The organism is Kitasatospora sp. NPDC093679 (assembly GCF_040683455.1).
Taxonomy (GTDB): domain Bacteria; phylum Actinomycetota; class Actinomycetes; order Streptomycetales; family Streptomycetaceae; genus Kitasatospora; species Kitasatospora arboriphila.
Window position 1 is genome coordinate 82419 of the sequence record NZ_JBFBDW010000023.1, and the last position, 17086, is coordinate 99504.

14 protein-coding genes are annotated in these 17086 nt (G+C 73.8%); 13 read left to right on the forward strand and 1 reads right to left on the reverse strand.

Annotated features, from left to right (window positions below):
- Positions 1 to 13: 13 nt before the first annotated feature.
- From acsA to AB0O09_RS20440, 6 genes are all read left to right on the forward strand, one after another.
- Positions 14 to 1792, forward strand: coding sequence for an acetate--CoA ligase (gene acsA, locus AB0O09_RS20415; RefSeq protein WP_363543160.1), 1779 nt, complete (start codon positions 14 to 16; stop codon positions 1790 to 1792).
- A complete protein-coding gene (gene pdhA, locus AB0O09_RS20420) occupies positions 1789 to 2808 on the forward strand; it encodes a pyruvate dehydrogenase (acetyl-transferring) E1 component subunit alpha (RefSeq protein WP_363543163.1) in 1020 nt (339 codons plus the stop codon). Before acsA ends, pdhA begins: the two co-directional genes overlap by 4 nt.
- Positions 2805 to 3800: an alpha-ketoacid dehydrogenase subunit beta gene (locus AB0O09_RS20425; RefSeq protein ID WP_363543164.1), complete on the forward strand. Its 996-nt coding sequence runs from the start codon at positions 2805 to 2807 to the stop codon at positions 3798 to 3800. Before pdhA ends, AB0O09_RS20425 begins: the two co-directional genes overlap by 4 nt.
- Before the next feature lies 1 nt (position 3801).
- Positions 3802 to 5223 carry a 2-oxo acid dehydrogenase subunit E2 gene (locus AB0O09_RS20430; protein WP_363543166.1) on the forward strand — a complete coding sequence of 474 codons (1422 nt, stop codon included), beginning with the start codon at positions 3802 to 3804 and terminating at the stop codon, positions 5221 to 5223.
- Positions 5220 to 5462: a phosphopantetheine-binding protein gene (locus AB0O09_RS20435; RefSeq protein ID WP_363543168.1), complete on the forward strand. Its 243-nt coding sequence runs from the start codon at positions 5220 to 5222 to the stop codon at positions 5460 to 5462. Before AB0O09_RS20430 ends, AB0O09_RS20435 begins: the two co-directional genes overlap by 4 nt.
- Positions 5463 to 5819: 357 nt before the next feature.
- A complete protein-coding gene (locus AB0O09_RS20440) occupies positions 5820 to 6482 on the forward strand; it encodes a DUF4389 domain-containing protein (RefSeq protein ID WP_363543170.1) in 663 nt (220 codons plus the stop codon).
- A gap of 87 nt (positions 6483 to 6569) precedes the next feature.
- Here AB0O09_RS20440 and AB0O09_RS20445 read toward each other — a convergent pair whose 3' ends face one another.
- Entirely contained in the window at positions 6570 to 7238 is a 669-nt protein-coding gene (locus AB0O09_RS20445; protein ID WP_363543172.1) for a hypothetical protein, read from the reverse strand.
- Between the two features lie 414 nt (positions 7239 to 7652).
- On the opposite strand from AB0O09_RS20445, the gene AB0O09_RS20450 reads away from it, so the two are divergent.
- The 7 genes from AB0O09_RS20450 (at position 7653) to AB0O09_RS20480 (ending at position 17063) form a co-directional block, all read left to right on the forward strand.
- The gene (locus AB0O09_RS20450) at positions 7653 to 9164 is read left to right on the forward strand and encodes an amino acid permease (RefSeq protein ID WP_363543174.1); all 1512 of its coding nucleotides are present in this window, start codon (positions 7653 to 7655) and stop codon (positions 9162 to 9164) included.
- A gap of 20 nt (positions 9165 to 9184) precedes the next feature.
- On the forward strand, positions 9185 to 10408 hold the full coding sequence (locus AB0O09_RS20455) for an arginine deiminase (protein WP_363543177.1): 1224 nt from the start codon (positions 9185 to 9187) through the stop codon (positions 10406 to 10408).
- 23 nt (positions 10409 to 10431) lie between these two features.
- On the forward strand, positions 10432 to 11436 hold the full coding sequence (argF, locus tag AB0O09_RS20460; RefSeq protein ID WP_363543179.1) for an ornithine carbamoyltransferase: 1005 nt from the start codon (positions 10432 to 10434) through the stop codon (positions 11434 to 11436).
- A 2-nt stretch (positions 11437 to 11438) separates the two neighbouring features.
- Positions 11439 to 12401 (forward strand): carbamate kinase, encoded by a 963-nt coding sequence (locus AB0O09_RS20465; RefSeq protein ID WP_363543182.1) that lies wholly within the window; start codon positions 11439 to 11441, stop codon positions 12399 to 12401.
- A 22-nt stretch (positions 12402 to 12423) separates the two neighbouring features.
- The gene (locus tag AB0O09_RS20470) at positions 12424 to 13209 is read left to right on the forward strand and encodes an HPF/RaiA family ribosome-associated protein (RefSeq protein WP_363543184.1); all 786 of its coding nucleotides are present in this window, start codon (positions 12424 to 12426) and stop codon (positions 13207 to 13209) included.
- Positions 13210 to 13643: 434 nt separating this feature from the next.
- A complete protein-coding gene (locus AB0O09_RS20475) occupies positions 13644 to 16031 on the forward strand; it encodes a phosphoketolase family protein (RefSeq protein ID WP_363543186.1) in 2388 nt (795 codons plus the stop codon).
- 174 nt (positions 16032 to 16205) lie between these two features.
- A complete protein-coding gene (locus AB0O09_RS20480; protein WP_363543188.1) occupies positions 16206 to 17063 on the forward strand; it encodes a universal stress protein in 858 nt (285 codons plus the stop codon).
- Positions 17064 to 17086 lie beyond the last annotated feature (23 nt).

A 17086-nucleotide genomic window follows, 5' to 3' on the forward strand; every position in this document is an offset into this window, starting at 1 on the left:
GGGAGGAGCGAACGTGCACCCTGACGGCCCGGAACGAGCCACGGACGCAGCCGCTGCCAGCACCCCGGAGGCACCCGCGGACCACTGGCGCCGCGCCCGGGACCGGCTCGACGGCCTGCCCGGCGGACGTGGGCTGAACATCGCCCACGAGGCCGTCGACCGGCATGTCGCCGCCGGCCGGGGGGACAGGCCGGCACTGCGCTGCATCGCCGCCGACGGCACCGTCACCGAGATCACCTACGGCGGACTCGCCCGGCTCAGCAACCGGTTCGCCGGCGGGCTGCAGGCACTCGGAGTCGGTCCCGGCGACCGGGTCGCCTCGCTGCTCCACCGCTGCCCCGAGCTGTACGCGTCGGTGCTCGGCACGCTGAAGAACACCTCGGTGTTCTGCCCGCTGTTCCCCGCCTTCGGGCCGGTGCCGGTCGAGGAGCGGCTGCGGCTGGGCGACGTGCGGGTGCTGGTCACCACCGAGGACCTCTACCGCCGCAAGGTGGCCGGCCGTCGGGAACACCTGCCGCGCCTCGAACACGTCCTGATCGTCGGACCGACCACCGAGGCCTTCCCGGGCACCCTTCCCTTCGACGCGCTCACCGCCGGCGCATCCGACGACTTCACCATCCCGGACACCGACCCGCAGGACATGGCGCTGCTCCACTTCACCAGTGGGACCACCGGCACGCCCAAGGGGGCCGTCCACGTCCACGAAGCCGTGGTCGCCCACCACGCCACGGCCGCACTCGCCCTCGACCTCCGACCGGACGACGTGTTCTGGTGCACCGCCGACCCCGGGTGGGTCACCGGAACGTCCTACGGGATCATCGCCCCGCTCACCCACGGGGTCACCGCCGTCGTCGACGCCGGCGAGTACGAGGCCCGGCGCTGGTACGGCATCCTCTCCCGCGAGCGGGTGAACGTCTGGTACACCGCGCCCACGGCCATCCGGATGCTCATGCGGGTCTCACCCCGCGGATCCCCGCCCGAACTCCCGCGCTCCTTCGACCTGTCGGCGCTGCGCTTCATCGCGAGCGTGGGCGAGCCGCTCAATCCCGAGGCCGTCCGCTGGGGAGAGGAGACCCTCGGCATGCCCATCCACGACAACTGGTGGCAGACCGAGACCGGCTGCATCATGATCGCCAACGTTGCGGGCGGCGAGGTACGGCCCGGGTCCATGGGACGGCCGCTCCCGGGCGTCGAGGCGGGGGTGCTGGAACGCGGGCCCGACGGCCGCGCGGCCGTCCGCAGCGGTCGGGTGACCGTCCTGCAGGAGCCGGACGCCGAGGGCGAGCTCGCACTGCGCCCCGGGTGGCCGTCGATGTTCCGCGGCTACCTGAACGCCGACGACCGCTACCGGGCCTGCTTCGCCGACGGCTGGTACCTCACCGGCGACGTGGCCCGGCGGGACACCGACGGCTGGTACTGGTTCGTCGGCCGGGCCGACGACGTCATCAAGTCCGCGGGCCACCTCATCGGGCCCTTCGAGGTCGAGAGCACGCTGATGGAACACCCGGCCGTGGCCGAGGCCGGAGTGATCGGGCGCCCCGACCCGGTCGCGGGGGAGGTCGTGAAGGCCTTCGTCTCGCTCAAGCCGGGATTCGAGCCGGGAACCCCGCTCGTCCGCGACATCACGGCCTTCGCCCGGCGGCGGCTCGGCCCCGCCATCGCCCCGCGCGAGATCGTCTTCGACCAGCACCTGCCGAAGACCCGCAGCGGGAAGGTGATGCGTCGGCTCCTGCGGGCCCGTGAACTCGGCCTCCCGGAGGGCGACCTCTCCACCCTGGAGGAGACGCGATGACCGCCCGCAAACGCGCGCACGCCCGCCGCTCCGCGGATCACGCCGGTGGGCGGGCCGGGCACCGGCACGAGCTGCTGCGCGAGATGGTGCGGATCCGCCGCTTCGAAGAGCTCTGCGTGGAGCTGTACAGCGCCGGGGAGATCCGTGGGTTCGTCCACCTGTGCATCGGCGAGGAGGCCGTCTCCGTCGGCGTCCTCGGCGCCCTGACGCAGGACGACGCCGTGGTGACCACCTACCGGGAGCACGGCCACGCCCTGGCGCGCGGCATTCCGGCCGAGGCCGTCCTCGCCGAGATGCTCGGCAGGATCACCGGGTGCAGCCGGGGGCGGGGCGGGTCGATGCACCTGTTCGACACCGGCCGGCGGTTCTACGGAGGCCACGGCATCGTCGCCGGCGGCCTGCCGGTGGCGGCCGGGCTGGCCCTCGCCGACCGGCTCCGCCACGACGGGCAACTGGCCTGCTGCCTCTTCGGAGACGGCGCCTTCGCCGAGGGCGAGTTCCACGAGACCGCCAACCTGGCCGCCCTGTGGGAGCTGCCCCTGCTGCTCGTCTGCGAGAACAACCTCTATGCCATGGGCACCCCGCTGGCCAGGGAGCACGCCCAGATCGACCTCGCCGCCCGCGCCGCCTCCTACGGCATGGTCGCCTGGGCGGTGGACGGCATGGACGTCCTCGCCGTCGAGCGGGCGACGCGCCGGGCGGCCGAGCTCGTCCGCGAGGGCCACGGCCCCTGCTTCCTCGAACTGCGCACCTACCGCTTCCGTGCCCACTCGATGTACGACCCCGACCTCTACCGTGACAAGGCCGAGGTCGAACGGTGGAAGCACCGCGACCCGATCACCGCCCTCGTCCGCCGGATGCAGACCGTGGACGGCTACGACGACGACGCGCTCGCACTCCTCGAGAAAGGCGTCGCCGACGAACTCGACCGGGCCCTGGAAAAGGCCCGCGAAGGCGCCCCGGAGCCGGTGGAGGACCTCCTGCGCTTCGTGCACAGCCCCCGGGAGGCGCCGTGACACCGGCCAGGACCGTCGCCAAGGGCGTCACGTACCGTGAGGCGCTCCGCGAGGCCATGCGCGAGGCGCTGGCTGCCGACGACCGGGTCCTCCTCATGGGCGAGGACGTCGGACGCTACGGCGGCGCGTTCGGCGTGAGCCTGGGCCTGCTCGACGAGTTCGGACCGGACCGCATCCGGGACACGCCGCTGTCGGAGTCCGCGTTCGTCGGCGCGGGCATCGGCGCCGCCATCTCGGGGATGCGTCCGATCGTCGAGATCATGACCGTCAACTTCAGCCTGCTGGCGCTGGACCAGATCCTCAACAACGCCGCCACGCTGCTCCACATGTCCGGAGGCCAGGTGGCCGTGCCCCTGGTGATCCGCATGACCACCGGTGCCGGGCGCCAGCTCGCCGCCCAGCACTCGCACAGCCTGGAGGGCTGGTACGCGCACATCCCCGGCATCCGGGTCCTCGCCCCCGCGACGGTCGCCGACGCCCGGCACATGCTGGCACCGGCACTGGCCGACCCCGACCCCGTGGTGATCTTCGAACACGGCTCGCTCTACAACGCCTCCGGCTCCCCGGATCCCGACGGCGGGCCGGTGGACCTGGCAACGGCAGCCGTCCGGCGCCCCGGCACGGCCGTCAGCCTCGTCACGTACGGGGGTTCCCTCGGCAAGGCGCTGGAGGCTGCCGAGCGGCTCGCCGAGGACGGGACGGACGCCGAGGTCGTCGACCTGCGCACGCTCCGGCCGCTGGACGACGACACCGTCATGGGCTCCGTGCGCCGGACGCACCGGGCCGTGATCGTCGACGAGGGCTGGCGGACCGGCGGCCTCTCCGCCGAGATCGCGGCCAGGATCACCGAGCAGGCCTTCTACGACCTCGATGCACCGGTGGAGCGGGTCTGTGCGGCCGAGGTACCGGTGCCCTACGCCCGTCAGCTGGAGGAAGCGGCGCTTCCCCAGGTCGCCGGCATCCTTGCGGCCGTCCGACGGGCGGTCGGCTGACATGGCCGAGTTCACCATGCCCTCGCTGGGGGCCGACATGACCGAGGGCACCCTCCTGGAGTGGCTCGTCCACCCCGGGGACAGGGTCGACCGCGGTGACATCGTGGCCGTGGTGGACACCGCCAAGGCCGCCATCGAAGTGGAGTGCTTCGAGACCGGCACCGTCGAAGAGCTCCTGGTCGAACCCGGGACCGTGGTGCCGGTCGGCGCGCCGCTGGCGGTCATCGCCGCGGACACCGGCACGGACTCGGGTACGGGCACGGGGACGCCGGCCGGGGCGCCGGTCGCCGCGGCGGACGAGCGGCCGGCGGAACAGCACGCGCAGCCGGTCGCCACCCCGTTGGTCCGACGGCTGGCCGAGGCGGGCGGCGTCGACCTGGCCGACGTCCACGGGACGGGGCCCGGCGGGCGGATCACCAGGGCGGACGTGGAAGCCGCACCGCACGCGTCCGCCGAGCACCCGGCGGAACCGGCGGCCGCAGGACCGTCGAGAACCCGTTCCCGCGACCAAGGCCCGTCGGAGCCGGGCCCGCCCACCGCGGTGCAAGCGGCCGGTGTGCGGATCCGGGCCACGCCGATGGCCCGGCGGATCGCCGAGGAGGCGGGGCTGGACCTGGCCCTGGTACGGGGGAGCGGTGCCGACGGAGCCGTCCGCGCGGCCGACGTACGCGCCGCGCTGCGCCCGGCGGAGACGGAGGAACCGCGGACGGCCGCCGAGCCGCCGCGGACGACTCCCGAGCCGGCGCGGACGGCCGGCGCACGGGCCGAGGCGATGCGGCAGGCCGTCGGCGCCCTGATGGACCGCTCCAAGCGGGAGATCCCCCACTACTACCTGTCGACCACGGTCGACCTCGCGGCCGCCATGCGCTGGCTGCGCGACCGGAACCGGCAGCTGCCGGTCTCCGAACGGTTGGTGCCGGCCGCCCTGATGCTCAAGGCCGCGGCGCTCGCCGCCCGCGAGGTACCACAGCTCAACGGATGGTGGACCGACGGATTCACCCCCGCACCCGCCGTCCACCTCGGCGTTGCCGTCGCCCTGCGCGGCGGCGGGCTGATCGCGCCCGCCATCCGCGACGCCGCCGATCTGCCGCTGCCCGAGCTCATGGCACGCCTGCGCGACCTGGTCGCACGCGCCAGGGCCGGCCGACTGCGCCACTCCGAGACGTCCGACCCGTCGATCACCGTGACCAGCCTCGGTGACCAGGGAGTGGAGGCGGTGTTCGGAGTGATCTATCCGCCCCAGGTCGCCCTGGTCGGCCTGGGCAAGGTCGTCGAGCGCCCCTGGGCCGCGGACGGCATGCTCGGTGTCCGGCCCGTGGTCACGGCCACCCTGTCGGCCGACCACCGGGCCAGTGACGGCGCCACCGGCGCCCGCTACCTGTCGGCACTCGACCGACTGCTCCAGCAACCGGAGGAACTGTGAACCAGGCCCAGGCCGAGGAACTCGTCAAGGAGGTCCTCCTCGACATCGTGCCCGACGCCGACTTCACCGAGACGGACGCGCAGGCCGACCTCAGGCAGGAACTCGAACTCGACTCCATGGACTTCCTGACGCTGGTGGAACGGCTGTCCGTGCGAGCGGGCTGCCGGATCGACGAGGACGACTACCCGCGCATGGCCACGCTCGCCGGGAGCGCCTCCCTCCTGGCCGAACGCACCTGACCTCGCCCGAGGACACCGCCCACGGCCGTCGGCCGCCCGGACCAGGGCCGGTTGGGAGCCCTCCTTGTGGTCCACGCCGCCGACGACCGGGCGGGACCGCCGAAGACCGACGGCTTCCCGGGGCCGGGTGCATCCGGTCGATCCGCCACGTGCCGGGTGGGGGCCGGAGGCCGGACCTACGGTTCCCCCTGCGGCCGATCCCGGCCCCGCGGCCCTGGGGTCGGGGCCGGCCGGCCCTGCCGCCGGCCGTCGCGGCCGTTCGACCATGGGGGTGTCCGGAGCGTGTCGCAGGTACGGCCGGGTTCCGGCCGTGCCGGACTGCCCGGCCTCGCGCCGACCTGCCAGGAGGTGATCGCCGTGACCGGCGTGAAGGTGAATCCCGTACGGCTCGAAGCCAGATTGGACCTACCGGTCTCGCGCTGGCTCTGGCTGGTCAAGTGGCTTCTGGCGATACCCCACTGGATCGTCCTCTGCTTCCTCTGGGCGGCCTTCTTCCTGCTGACGGTGGTCGTGTTCTTCGCGGTCCTCTTCACGGGCGCCTATCCGCGGTGGATCTTCGACTTCAACCTCGGGGTGCTGCGATGGACATGGCGGGTCTCGTACTACTCCTACGGCGGCCTCGGCACCGACCGCTACCCGCCGTTCAGCCTCGGGGAGGAGCCCGACTACCCCGCCACACTCGCCGTCGCCCGCCCGGAACGGCTGTCCCGGGGGCTGGTGCTGGTCAAGTGGTGGCTGCTGGTGCTCCCGCACTACGCCGTCCTCGGCTTCTTCCTCGGCGGCGCGGGAGACCGGGGCGGCGGCGGTCTGATCGGCCTGCTCGCCCTCTTCGCCGGTGTGTCGCTGGCCTTCACCGCCCGTTATCCGGCGGGCATCTTCGACCTGATCGTCGGGCTGAACCGCTGGGTCTTCCGCGTCGTCGCGTACGCGGCCCTGATGACCGACGTGTACCCGCCCTTCCGCCTCGACCAGGGCGCCACCGACCCGGTCGGCGAACCGATGCCTGCACAGGGCCGGTGACCCGGCCCGCGAACCGCGGACAACGGCGGGTCGTGGACGGCGAGCCGGGACGCGGGCCGGGGCCCGAGCCTTCGGGTGCGGTCCGGTTCAGCCGCGGCGGGCCTCACCGTTGCCGGGCTTGCGGGCGGCGCGTCCGCTCCAGACGGGTTCGAGTTCCGCCCACGAGCGCTGCCAGGCCGCGTCCGCCCGGCGGTTCAGAGCGGTCAGACGGAGACCGAGGACGCAGGCGGTGAGGAGGGACAGGCAGCCGAAGACGAACAGGCCGAGACTCACCGCGTCGGAGACGAGATCGGCGGTGCCGGGCGGCGCGGGGACGGGCTGCCCGGAGTCGCCCACCCAGACGGTCGTCGTGGCGCCCGTCGGGGTCGGCCGATCCAGCTGGACGGTGCCGGTGTTGTGCTGTCCGGCGGGGTAGGTCCAGGTCGCGGCGGCACGGTAGCGGCCGGCCACGGCATCGGCCGTGCCACCGGAGTTCCGGGTCGGCGTGAGCAGGACCGCGTCGATGCGGTGCAGGTGGGGCGCCGCCGCCTCGGCGCGCCGTTCGGCCGAGCCGAGGTCGGCTCGGGCAGCCACGGCACCGAGCAGTGCCGCCACGACCACCGCGAGGACCGCGAGGACGAGCGAGCGGCTGCGGGCGCGGTCCGCGGCCCGGGCCAGGGCGTTGTGCTCGGTGCCGAGAGCCCGGCGCAGGTGGCGCTGCCATGGGCGGGTGACGCGGGTGACGCGGGTGACGCGGGTGGCTCGGGTGCCGGCCATCGGGGACTCCTTTGCGGACGGGGGGTGCACGGTCGGGAGCGGACCGCCGCCACCCGCCGCCTTCCGGCAGCCGGGTGGTGCAGGGCCGGGGGCTCCTGCAGGTCTCGTTCGAGAAGAACTCTGCGGGCCACGGTCCGGGCAGGCACAGGGACCGACCGGGCCGACCGGAGGGCCGGTGGTCCCTGACCGGCCGCGGCTCCGCGAGCGGGACGACGTGTCCGGTCCGGTGACGAACCGTCAGTCCGACCGCCCCGGCCGGGACCATCGGGGCACGGGCGACGGGACTGCCGGCGAGGAGGACAGGGCCGTCGGTCCCTGGGAGGGCACCCGGCCTCTCTCCGAGGATCTTCACCGTGGGTCACGGGCACAGCAGTGTCCGCCCGCTTCCCCGAGCACACCGCAAAGGAGCGCGTGATGTCCCTACACGGCCGTGGAAAGGCCCTGCGGAGAAACCCGGATGACGGCCCGTCCGGCACGGCCGACGGCTTCGGCCTGCCGGCGGCGACCGCACTGGTGGTCGGCAGCGTCATCGGCACCGGCGTCTTCGCGCTGCCGTCCGCACTCGCCCCGTACGGGCCGATCGCCCTGGTGGCGTTCGCCCTGGTGACGATCGGAGCCCTGGCCCTGGCGGTGACCTTCGGCCGGCTGTCGGAGCGGGTGCCGGGAAGCGGCGGACCGTACGTCTACGCCCGGGAGGCGTTCGGGGAGTTCGCCGGGTTCCTCACCGCGTGGTCGTACTGGATCACCGCCTGGGCGGGCAACGCGGCCATCGCGGTGGCCTGGGTCGGCTACGTCGAGGTGTTCGTCAACAAGGGACACCACACCGGTGGTTCGATCGCGATCGCGCTCGCGGGCCTGTGGGTGCCGGCCGTCGTCAACCTGACGGGCGTCCGGGCCGTCGGCGCGTTCCAGATCGTCACCACGGTGCTGAAGTTCCTGCCGCTGGCCTTCATGGGCACGGTCGGCCTGCTGTTCGTGAAGTCCGGGAACTTCGGTGCCTTCAACGCCAGCGGGACGTCGGCGCTCGGGGCGGTGTCGGCGGCGGGGGCGATCGCCCTGTTCAGCTACATCGGCCTGGAGACCGCCTCGGTGGCCGCCGGACGGGTCCGCGATCCCAGGCGCAACGTCCCGCGTGCCACGGTGTACGGCACGCTGGCGTGCGCCGCGATCTACCTGCTGGGCACACTGGCCGTCTTCGGCACCGTGCCGCACGCCCGACTCGGTTCCTCCACCGCGCCGTTCACGGACGCGGTGAACACCGTCGCGGGCGGCCACTGGGCCGGTGACCTGGTCGCGGCGGCGGCGATCGTCTCCGGCATCGGCGCACTCAACGGGTGGACGCTGATCTGCGCCGAGATGCCGATGGCCGCCGCCCGGGACGGACTCTTCCCGTCCGCCTTCACCAAGGTCCGCGGGCGCGCCGGCGTGCCGGCCTTCGGCATCCTCTCGGCGACCGTCCTCGCCTCGGTGCTCACCGTGGTCAGCTACACCCGCTTCACCCAGGTCTTCACCGGGATCGTGCTGCTGAGCGTGCTCACCGCAGCCGTCCCGTACCTGGTCGCGGCCGCCGCCCAGCTGCTCTGGCTCGTGCAGCACGGCCGTGAGGAGCTCGACCGGCGCCGCCTCGTCCGGGACACCGCCGTCGCCGTCGCGGCCCTGGCGTTCTGCTACTGGTCCATCCAGGGCAGCGGCTACCAGACCGTCTACTACGGCCTGTTCACCATCCTGCTCGGCATCCCCGCGTACATCTGGCTGAAGCGCCCGCGCACCCGCACGGCCGGAACCGGTGCCCCCACCGGAACTCCGCACACCGGGACCGCGCAGGCCGGGCGCGGGGAGCCGCTGCCCGCGGCGGCCCGCGGTGCACGCCGTGCGGGCCTGCCCGCCCTCCTCCGTCGCGCGCTGACGCCGCGCCACCAGCACTGAGAACCAAGGAGCACACCGACATGTCCACTCTGCGTGTCGACTCGGAAGCCGGCCGGCTGCGCCAGGTGATCCTGCACCGCCCCGGCCTGGAACTCTCCCGACTCACCCCGCGCAACGTCGACGAGCTGCTCTTCGACGACATCCTGTGGGTCAAACGGGCCCGCGAGGAGCACGACGCCTTCGCCCAGGTGCTGCGCGACCACGGCGTTCGCGTCCACCACTACGCCGAGCTGCTCGCCGAGACCCTCGACCTGGCACCCGCCCGTGCCTGGCTGCTGGGCCAGGTCGTCACGCCGGCCGCCGTCGGCCCGGCCCTGGTGGAGCCGGTGCGGGAGCTGTGCGACCAGCTCGACGGCACGACGCTCGCCGAGTACCTGATCGGCGGCGTCCTCAAGAACGACCTGCCGCTCCGCAGGCCGCACAGCCTGCTCTGGAACACGCTGGGCGATCAGGACTTCGCCCTCCCACCGCTGCCCAACCACCTCTTCCCGCGCGACAACTCCTGCTGGATCGGCGCCCGCTACAGCCTCAACCCGATGGCCAGGCCCGCCCGCCGCCGGGAGACCCTGCACACGGCGGCGATCTACCGCTTCCACCCGCTGTTCGCCGAGACCGCGCCGCCGCTGCTGGACGGCACCGCGGCCGGCCCCGGTCCGAGCCTGGAGGGAGGCGACGTCCACGTCCTCGCCCCCGGGGTGGTCATGGTCGGCATGGGTGAGCGCACCACCGCGCAGGCGGTCGAGCTGCTGGCCCAGAACCTCTTCCTGTTCGGCGCCGCCCACCGGGTGATCGCCGTGCGGCTGCCGGAGAGCCGGGCGTTCATGCACCTCGACACCGTTCTGACGATGATCGACCGGGACACCTTCGCGGTCCACCCCGGCCTGGCCGACCGGCTGCGCTCGTGGACCCTCACCCCCGCCCCCGAACGGCCCGGCGGACTCGAGGTCACCCCGGACGCCGACCTGGCGGCCTCCCTCGCCGAGTCGCTCGGCGTGGACAAGGTCCGCCTCCTCTCCGCCGAGCAGGACGCCCGGGCCGCCGAGCGCGAGCAGTGGGACGACGGCAGCAACTTCCTCGCCCTCGAACCCGGCGTCGTCGTCGGCTACGAGCGCAACACCACCACCAACACCCACCTGCGCAAGCAGGGCATCGAGATCGTCACCATCGCCGGCTCCGAGCTCGGCCGCGGCCGCGGCGGCCCCCGCTGCATGAGCTGCCCGATCCAGCGCGATCCCGTCGACTGACCCACCCGGAGGACGAACCCGCCATGACCGTCAACCTGAACGGCCGCCACTACCTGACCGAGTTCGACTTCACCGCGGCCGAGATCCACCACCTGCTCGACCTCGCCGCCGAGCTGAAGGCCGCCAAGCGGGCCGGCACCGAGACCCCGCGGCTGACCGGCCGCCGCCTCGCGCTGATCTTCGAGAAGAACTCCACCCGGACCCGCTGCGCCTTCGAGGTCGCCGCGGCCGACCAGGGCGCCACCACCACCTACCTCGGCCCCGACAGTTCCCACATCGGCCACAAGGAGTCCGTCGCCGACACCGCCCGCGTGCTCGGCCGGATGTACGACGGCATCGAGTACCGCGGTTTCGCCCAGGCCACCGTCGCCGGACTCGCCGCGCACGCCGGCGTCCCCGTCTACAACGGCCTGACCGACGAGTGCCACCCCACCCAGAGCCTCTGCGACGTCTTCACCATGCGTGAGCACAGCGGCAGGCCGCCGGAGCAGATCTCCCTCTGCTACCTGGGCGACGCCCGCAACAACACCGCCAACTCGCTGATGGCGATGGGCAGTCTGCTCGGGATGGACGTGCGCGTCGCCGCGCCGCGCGAGCTCTGGCCCGACCCGTCCCTGGTGGAGGAGTGCCTGCTGCGCGGCCGGGACAGCGGCGCCCGGCTCACCCTCACCGAGGAGGTCGACGAGGCCGTGCGCGGCGCCGACTACCTGTACACCGACGTCTGGGTCTCGATGGGGGAGGACCACGGCCGGTGGAAGGAGCGCATCGACCTGCTGCTGCCGTACCAGGTCAACGCAGGGGTCATGGCCGCGACAGGCAACCCCGGCACCGCCTTCCTGCACTGCCTGCCCGCCCTGCACGACCGCGGCACCGACCTCGGCGCCGAACTCGCCGAGCAGCACGGACTCGACGGCCTCGAAGTCACCGACGAGGTGTTCGAGTCGCCCGCGTCGCTGGTCTTCGAGCAGGCCGAGAACCGCATGCACACCATCAAGGCGATCCTCGTCGCCACCCTCGGGAGGGACTGACCATGCGCATCGTCGCCGCCCTCGGCGGCAACGCCCTGCTCCGGCGCGGGGAGCACCCCGACGCCGCCGTCCAGCAGCACCACGTCCACGACGCCGCCCGGTCACTGGCCGAACTCGTCCTCGCCGGACACGAGGTGGTGATCACCCACGGCAACGGTCCGCAGGTCGGCCTGCTCGCCGCCGAGAGCGAGACCGACCCGGCCCTGACCGTGCCCTACCCGCTGGACGTGGTCGGCGCCGAGACCCAGGGCATGATCGGCACCCTGCTCGTCCGCGAGCTGACGGCCCGCCTGCCGGGGCGGAGCGTGATCGCACTGGTCACCCACACCGAGGTCGATCCGCACGACCCGGCGCTCCGTCGGCCGACCAAGTTCGTCGGCGGGCAGCTGACCGACCGCCAGGCCCGGCTGATGGAGGCCGAACGCGGCTGGACCACCGCCCGTGACGGCGACCGGCTGCGCCGCACGGTGCCCTCGCCGCGGCCGGTCGCGATCACCGAAATGCCGGCGATCCGCACACTGCTCGCCACCGGAACCGTGGTCGTCGCCGCCGGAGGCGGCGGCATCCCGGTCGTCCGCGATCCGGACACCGGGCGCGTCCGCGGCGTCGAGGCCGTGGTCGACAAGGACCTCACCGCCGCCCTGCTCGCCGAACTGCTCGACGCGAACGTCCTGCTGATCCTCACCGACGTCACCCACGTGTTCACCCGCTTCGGCGCCGGCCACCCCGGTCCGCTCACCGATGTCACCCCCGACGGGCTGCGCGCACTCGACCTGCCCGCGGGCTCGATGCGGCCCAAGGCCGAGGCCGCGGCCGCCTTCGCCGAACGGACCGGCCGCCCCGCCGTGATCGGACCGCTGGACGACGCCCTCGGCGCGCTCCTCGGCACCACCGGCACCACCGTCCGTCCGCAGCTGCCGCGGCCGGCAGTACCCCGCACGCCGGCGCCCCGAACCGCAGTCTGAACCCACCGGAAGAGGAACCCCGATGAACCGTCTGCAGACCCGCCCCGCCCGAGGCGTCCTGGTGGAGACCCGCGGCGAGGTCACCCTGGCCGCGCCCGACTACGCCCGCACGAAGCTGCTCGCCGTGCTGGAACGGCTGGACGAGCCCGTCCTCGCAGCCCGGGTGAAGCTCACCCAGGAGCCCAACCACGCGGTGGCCCGGCCCTCCCGCGCCCAGGCCGTGGTCGACCTCAACGGCAGGCCCGTACGGGCCCACGTGGCGGCCGCCACCATGCAGGAGGCGATCGACCTGCTCCAGGACCGGCTGAACGCGCGGATCGCCCGCGTCCGCCGGCACCACGACCACCACCGCCGCCACGGGACGGCCCCGGACACCGGGGCCGACGGCGCCGGCCGCGGGCACCGCCCGCAGCGGCCCGCCCGCAGCACGGGGGACCGCAGGATCGTCCGGCACACGTCCTACGGCCCGGCGCGGCAGACCGCCTGGGAGGCGGTGCTCGAACTGGAGGCGATGGACTACGACTTCCACCTGTTCACGGACACGGCGGGCGGTGGCGACGGTGTGGTCCACCGGGACGCCGCCGACGGCGGGTACCGGCTGGCCACGGCCGGTCCCCGGGCCGAGCAGGTCCCGGGCCTGCCGGCGAGCACCGTCGGCGCGCCGGAACTCACCGTCGCCGACGCGGTCGAGCGCCTCGACCTGAGCGGTCTGCCGTTCGTGTTCTTCACCGACGCCGAGACCGGTCGCGGCAACGTGCTTCACCACCGCCACGACGGCCACTACGGCCTGATCACTCCCGTGTCGTAGCGACACGGGTCCGACCCGGCGGCCGTGGGGGGCCGGCCGGGGAACGGAACGCGGAACCGGGGACGGCGTGGGGGCCGTCCCCGGTTCCTGCACGTCGCCGTGGTGCGCCGCCGGCCGGGCCGTTCCCGCGCGGCTGCCGGCACGCGGATCCCGCCGCCGACCTGACGGGCCGTCGCGACGCTTCCACTGCCGCTCGCGCCTCGCCCCGGCCGTCGTCGGCCCGGCCCGCGGCGGTCGGCAGGCACCCCCGGCGTCCGGAACCCGGATCGTGCCGCGCAGGGCCCCGCAGCCGTGCTCGCCGGGGCCGCTGGTCCCGGCCCGGACCCGGTTCCGGGGCCCGATCGGCCCTGTGCCCGGGCGGTCGCAGCAGGTGACGATGGGCGCCGGGCCGCCGCGCGGCGGCCGTCCGGACCGATGCCGAGGAGGCAGCCGACATGCCCGCTACCCCAAGCACGCAGCCCGGCACCCTGTCCGAGGAGGAGCTGCGGTCGCTCGACGCCCACTGGCGGGCCGCCAACTACCTCGCGGTGGGACAGATCTACCTGACGGCCAATCCGCTGCTGCGCGAGCCGCTGCGCCCCGAGCACATCAAACCGCGGCTGCTGGGGCACTGGGGCACCTCGCCGGGACTGAACCTCGTGCACACCCACCTCAACCGGGTCGTCAGGAACCGTGACCTCGACGCGATCTGCGTCTGGGGCCCCGGACACGGCGGCCCGGCCGTGCTGGCGAACTCGTGGCTGGACGGCAGCTATGCGGAGACCTACCCGGACGTGAGCCGGGACGAGGCCGGGATGGCCCGGCTGTTCCGCCGGTTCTCCTTCCCCGGTGGAGTGCCGAGCCACGTCGCGCCGGAGACCCCGGGCTCGATCCACGAGGGCGGCGAGCTCGGCTACGCGCTCTCGCACGCCTACGGCGCGGCCTTCGACAACCCCGGTCTGCTGGTCGCCTGCGTGATCGGCGACGGAGAGGCCGAGACCGGCCCGCTGGCCGCCTCCTGGCACGGCAACAAGTTCCTCGACCCGGTGCACGACGGCGCGGTGCTGCCGATCCTGCACCTGAACGGATACAAGATCGCCAACCCCACGGTGCTGTCCCGGCTGCCCGAGGGCGAACTCGACGCCCTGCTGCGCGGATACGGCCACCTCCCGCTGTACGTCACCGGCGCCGACCCGGCGGCCGTCCACCGGGCGATGGCCGAGGCCATGGACACCGCCCTCGACCGGATCGCCGCGATCCAGTACGAGGCCCGCACCGACGGGTCCACCCGGCGCCCGCACTGGCCGCTGATCGTGCTGCGCACCCCCAAGGGATGGACCGGCCCGGCCGAGGTCGACGGCCTGCCGGTGGAGGGCACCTGGCGGGCCCACCAGGTGCCGCTCGACCACGTACGGGACCACCCCGGGCACCTCGCCCAGCTGGAGGCCTGGCTGCGCTCCTACCGACCCCGGGAACTCTTCGACGAGCACGGCGGGCCCGCCGCCGACGTGCTGGCGTGCATACCCGACGGCACCCGCCGGCTCGGGGCCAACCCGCACGCCAACGGCGGCCTGCTGCTGCGCGACCTGCCGCTGCCGGACCTGGACCGTTACGCGGTTCCGGTGGACAAGCCGGGCACCACCCGGCACGAACCGACCCGGGTCCTGGGCGGTCTGCTCGCCGACCTGATGGCCGCCACCGCCGACCGCCGGGACTTCCGCCTGGTCGGCCCGGACGAGACCGCCTCCAACCGGCTCCAGGCCGTCTACGCCGCCACCGGCAAGGCCTGGCAGGCCGACACGCTGCCCGTCGACGAACACCTCGCCCGGGACGGCCGGGTCATGGAGATCCTCTCCGAACACACCTGCCAGGGCTGGCTGGAGGGCTACCTGCTCACCGGACGCCACGGCCTGTTCTCCTGCTACGAGGCGTTCGTCCACATCGTCGACTCGATGGTGAACCAGCACATCAAGTGGCTGCGCACCACTCGCGCCCTGCCCTGGCGGGCGCCGATCGCCTCGCTCAACTACCTGCTCACCTCGCACGTCTGGCGCCAGGACCACAACGGCTTCTCGCACCAGGACCCGGGCTTCGTCGACCACGTCCTCAACAAGAGCCCCGAGGCCGTCCGGGTCTACTTCCCGCCGGACGCCAACACCCTGCTCGCCACCGCCGACCACGTGCTGCGCAGCCGCGACTACGTCAACGTCGTCGTCGCCGGAAAGCAGCCCTGCTTCGACTGGCTCACGCTGGACGAGGCCCGCACCCACTGCGCCCGGGGCGCCGGAATCTGGGAGTGGGCGGGCACCGACGACGGCGGCCGCGAACCCGACGTGGTCCTGGCCTGTGCCGGCGACGTCCCCACCCAGGAGGTCCTGGCCGCGGCCGACCTGCTGCGCCGTCACCTGCCCGACCTGGCCGTACGGGTGGTCAACGTGGTCGACCTGGCCCGGCTGATGCCCGCCGAGGAGCACCCGCACGGCATGCCGGACTCCGAGTTCGACGCCCTTTTCACCCGCGACCGGCCGGTGGTCTTCGCGTACCACGGCTACCCGTGGCTGATCCACCGCCTCGCCTACCGCCGGGCCGTTCACGCCCAGCTCCACGTGCGCGGATACAAGGAGTCCGGCACCACCACCACGCCCTTCGACATGGTCGTCCGCAACGACCTCGACCGCTACCGGCTGGTCATGGACGTGATCGACCGCGTCCCCGGCCTCGCCGTCCGCGCCGCCGCCGTGCGACAGGAGATGGCCGACCGGCGAACCCGCCACCACGACTGGATCCGCGAACACGGCACCGACCTGCCCGAGGTCGCCGACTGGAGCTGGAGCCGCAGCTGACCCGCGACATCAACACCCTCGGCGCCGCCCCTGGACCGGGACCTTCGGGCCCGGTCCAGGGCTGCCCGGCCCCTGTGGCCGCCGGGCGTCCGCCGAGAACCTGTCCTGCAGAGACGAAGTGACGAAGTCGCGCGCGCCGATGCCGCGCGACACCGAACGAAGGAGGCTGTGATCATGGTTCAGTCCGTGGTGGTGGGGGTCGACGGTTCCGCGGAGAGCACGGCGGCGGCCGAGTGGGCGGCCCGGCAGGCCCGACGCGGCGGCCGGGCGCTGCGGATGGTCCACGCCGGGGGACCGCAGGCCCCGCTGTCGGAGCAGCCCGTGAACCCGGCGGAGGCGCTGCCGGAGGAGGTCCGCGCGCTCCGCGACCGTCTCGTGGACGCACTGCCCGAGCTGGAGATCCACTGCGAGCACGTGCCCGGGAGCCCGGCGCACGCGCTCGTTGCCGCAGGGGAGCGCGAGGGGCAGCTGGTGCTCGGTTCACGCGGCCTGGGCGGGTTCGCGGGGCTGCTCGTCGGGTCGGTGGCGCTGCAGGCGGCGGCGCACGCCGCCTGCCCGGTGGTCCTGGTCCGGGCGGGTGCGGACGGCGGCGGTGCGGGCGGCGACGTGGTGGTCGGCGTGGAGGGCAGCAGGCCCTGCGACGAGGTACTGGCCTTCGCCTTCGAGCAGGCGGCCGAGCGCGGCACCGGTCTTCGGGCGCTGGAGAGCCTGACCCTGCCCGCCGGGCCCTACGTGACGGACGCTCCGATGGCCCGGCCGGAGATCAGGGAGTCGATGGCCGCGTCCGAGACGGTGCGGCTCCAGGACGCGCTCGCGCGCTGGCGGGAGAAGTACCCCGAGGTGAGGGCCGAGGCCGAGGTGACCGGGTGGCCGGCCGGACGTGCCCTGGTGGAGGCGTCACGCTCGGCCGCCCTGGTGGTGCTCGGCCGCCGGACACCGCGGCTGCTCCCCGCGGCCCCGCGGCTCGGCGGTACCGCGCACACGGTGCTGCACCACGCCCACGGCCCGGTCGCCGTCGTGCCGCACGAGTGAGCACGCCCGCACGCCGGCTTCCC

Bases quoted from the DNA above. Each gene is read 5' to 3' on its own strand.
- pdhA (WP_363543163.1), top strand. From the start codon at position 1,789: ATGACCGCCCGCAAACGCGCGCACGCCCGCCGCTCCGCGGATCACGCC.
- AB0O09_RS20430 (WP_363543166.1), top strand. From the start codon at position 3,802: ATGGCCGAGTTCACCATGCCCTCGCTGGGGGCCGACATGACCGAGGGC.
- AB0O09_RS20445 (WP_363543172.1), bottom strand. From the start codon at position 7,238: ATGGCCGGCACCCGAGCCACCCGCGTCACCCGCGTCACCCGCGTCACC.
- AB0O09_RS20450 (WP_363543174.1), top strand. From the start codon at position 7,653: ATGTCCCTACACGGCCGTGGAAAGGCCCTGCGGAGAAACCCGGATGAC.
- AB0O09_RS20455 (WP_363543177.1), top strand. From the start codon at position 9,185: ATGTCCACTCTGCGTGTCGACTCGGAAGCCGGCCGGCTGCGCCAGGTG.
- argF (WP_363543179.1), top strand. From the start codon at position 10,432: ATGACCGTCAACCTGAACGGCCGCCACTACCTGACCGAGTTCGACTTC.
- AB0O09_RS20465 (WP_363543182.1), top strand. From the start codon at position 11,439: ATGCGCATCGTCGCCGCCCTCGGCGGCAACGCCCTGCTCCGGCGCGGG.
- AB0O09_RS20470 (WP_363543184.1), top strand. From the start codon at position 12,424: ATGAACCGTCTGCAGACCCGCCCCGCCCGAGGCGTCCTGGTGGAGACC.
- AB0O09_RS20475 (WP_363543186.1), top strand. From the start codon at position 13,644: ATGCCCGCTACCCCAAGCACGCAGCCCGGCACCCTGTCCGAGGAGGAG.
- AB0O09_RS20480 (WP_363543188.1), top strand. From the start codon at position 16,206: ATGGTTCAGTCCGTGGTGGTGGGGGTCGACGGTTCCGCGGAGAGCACG.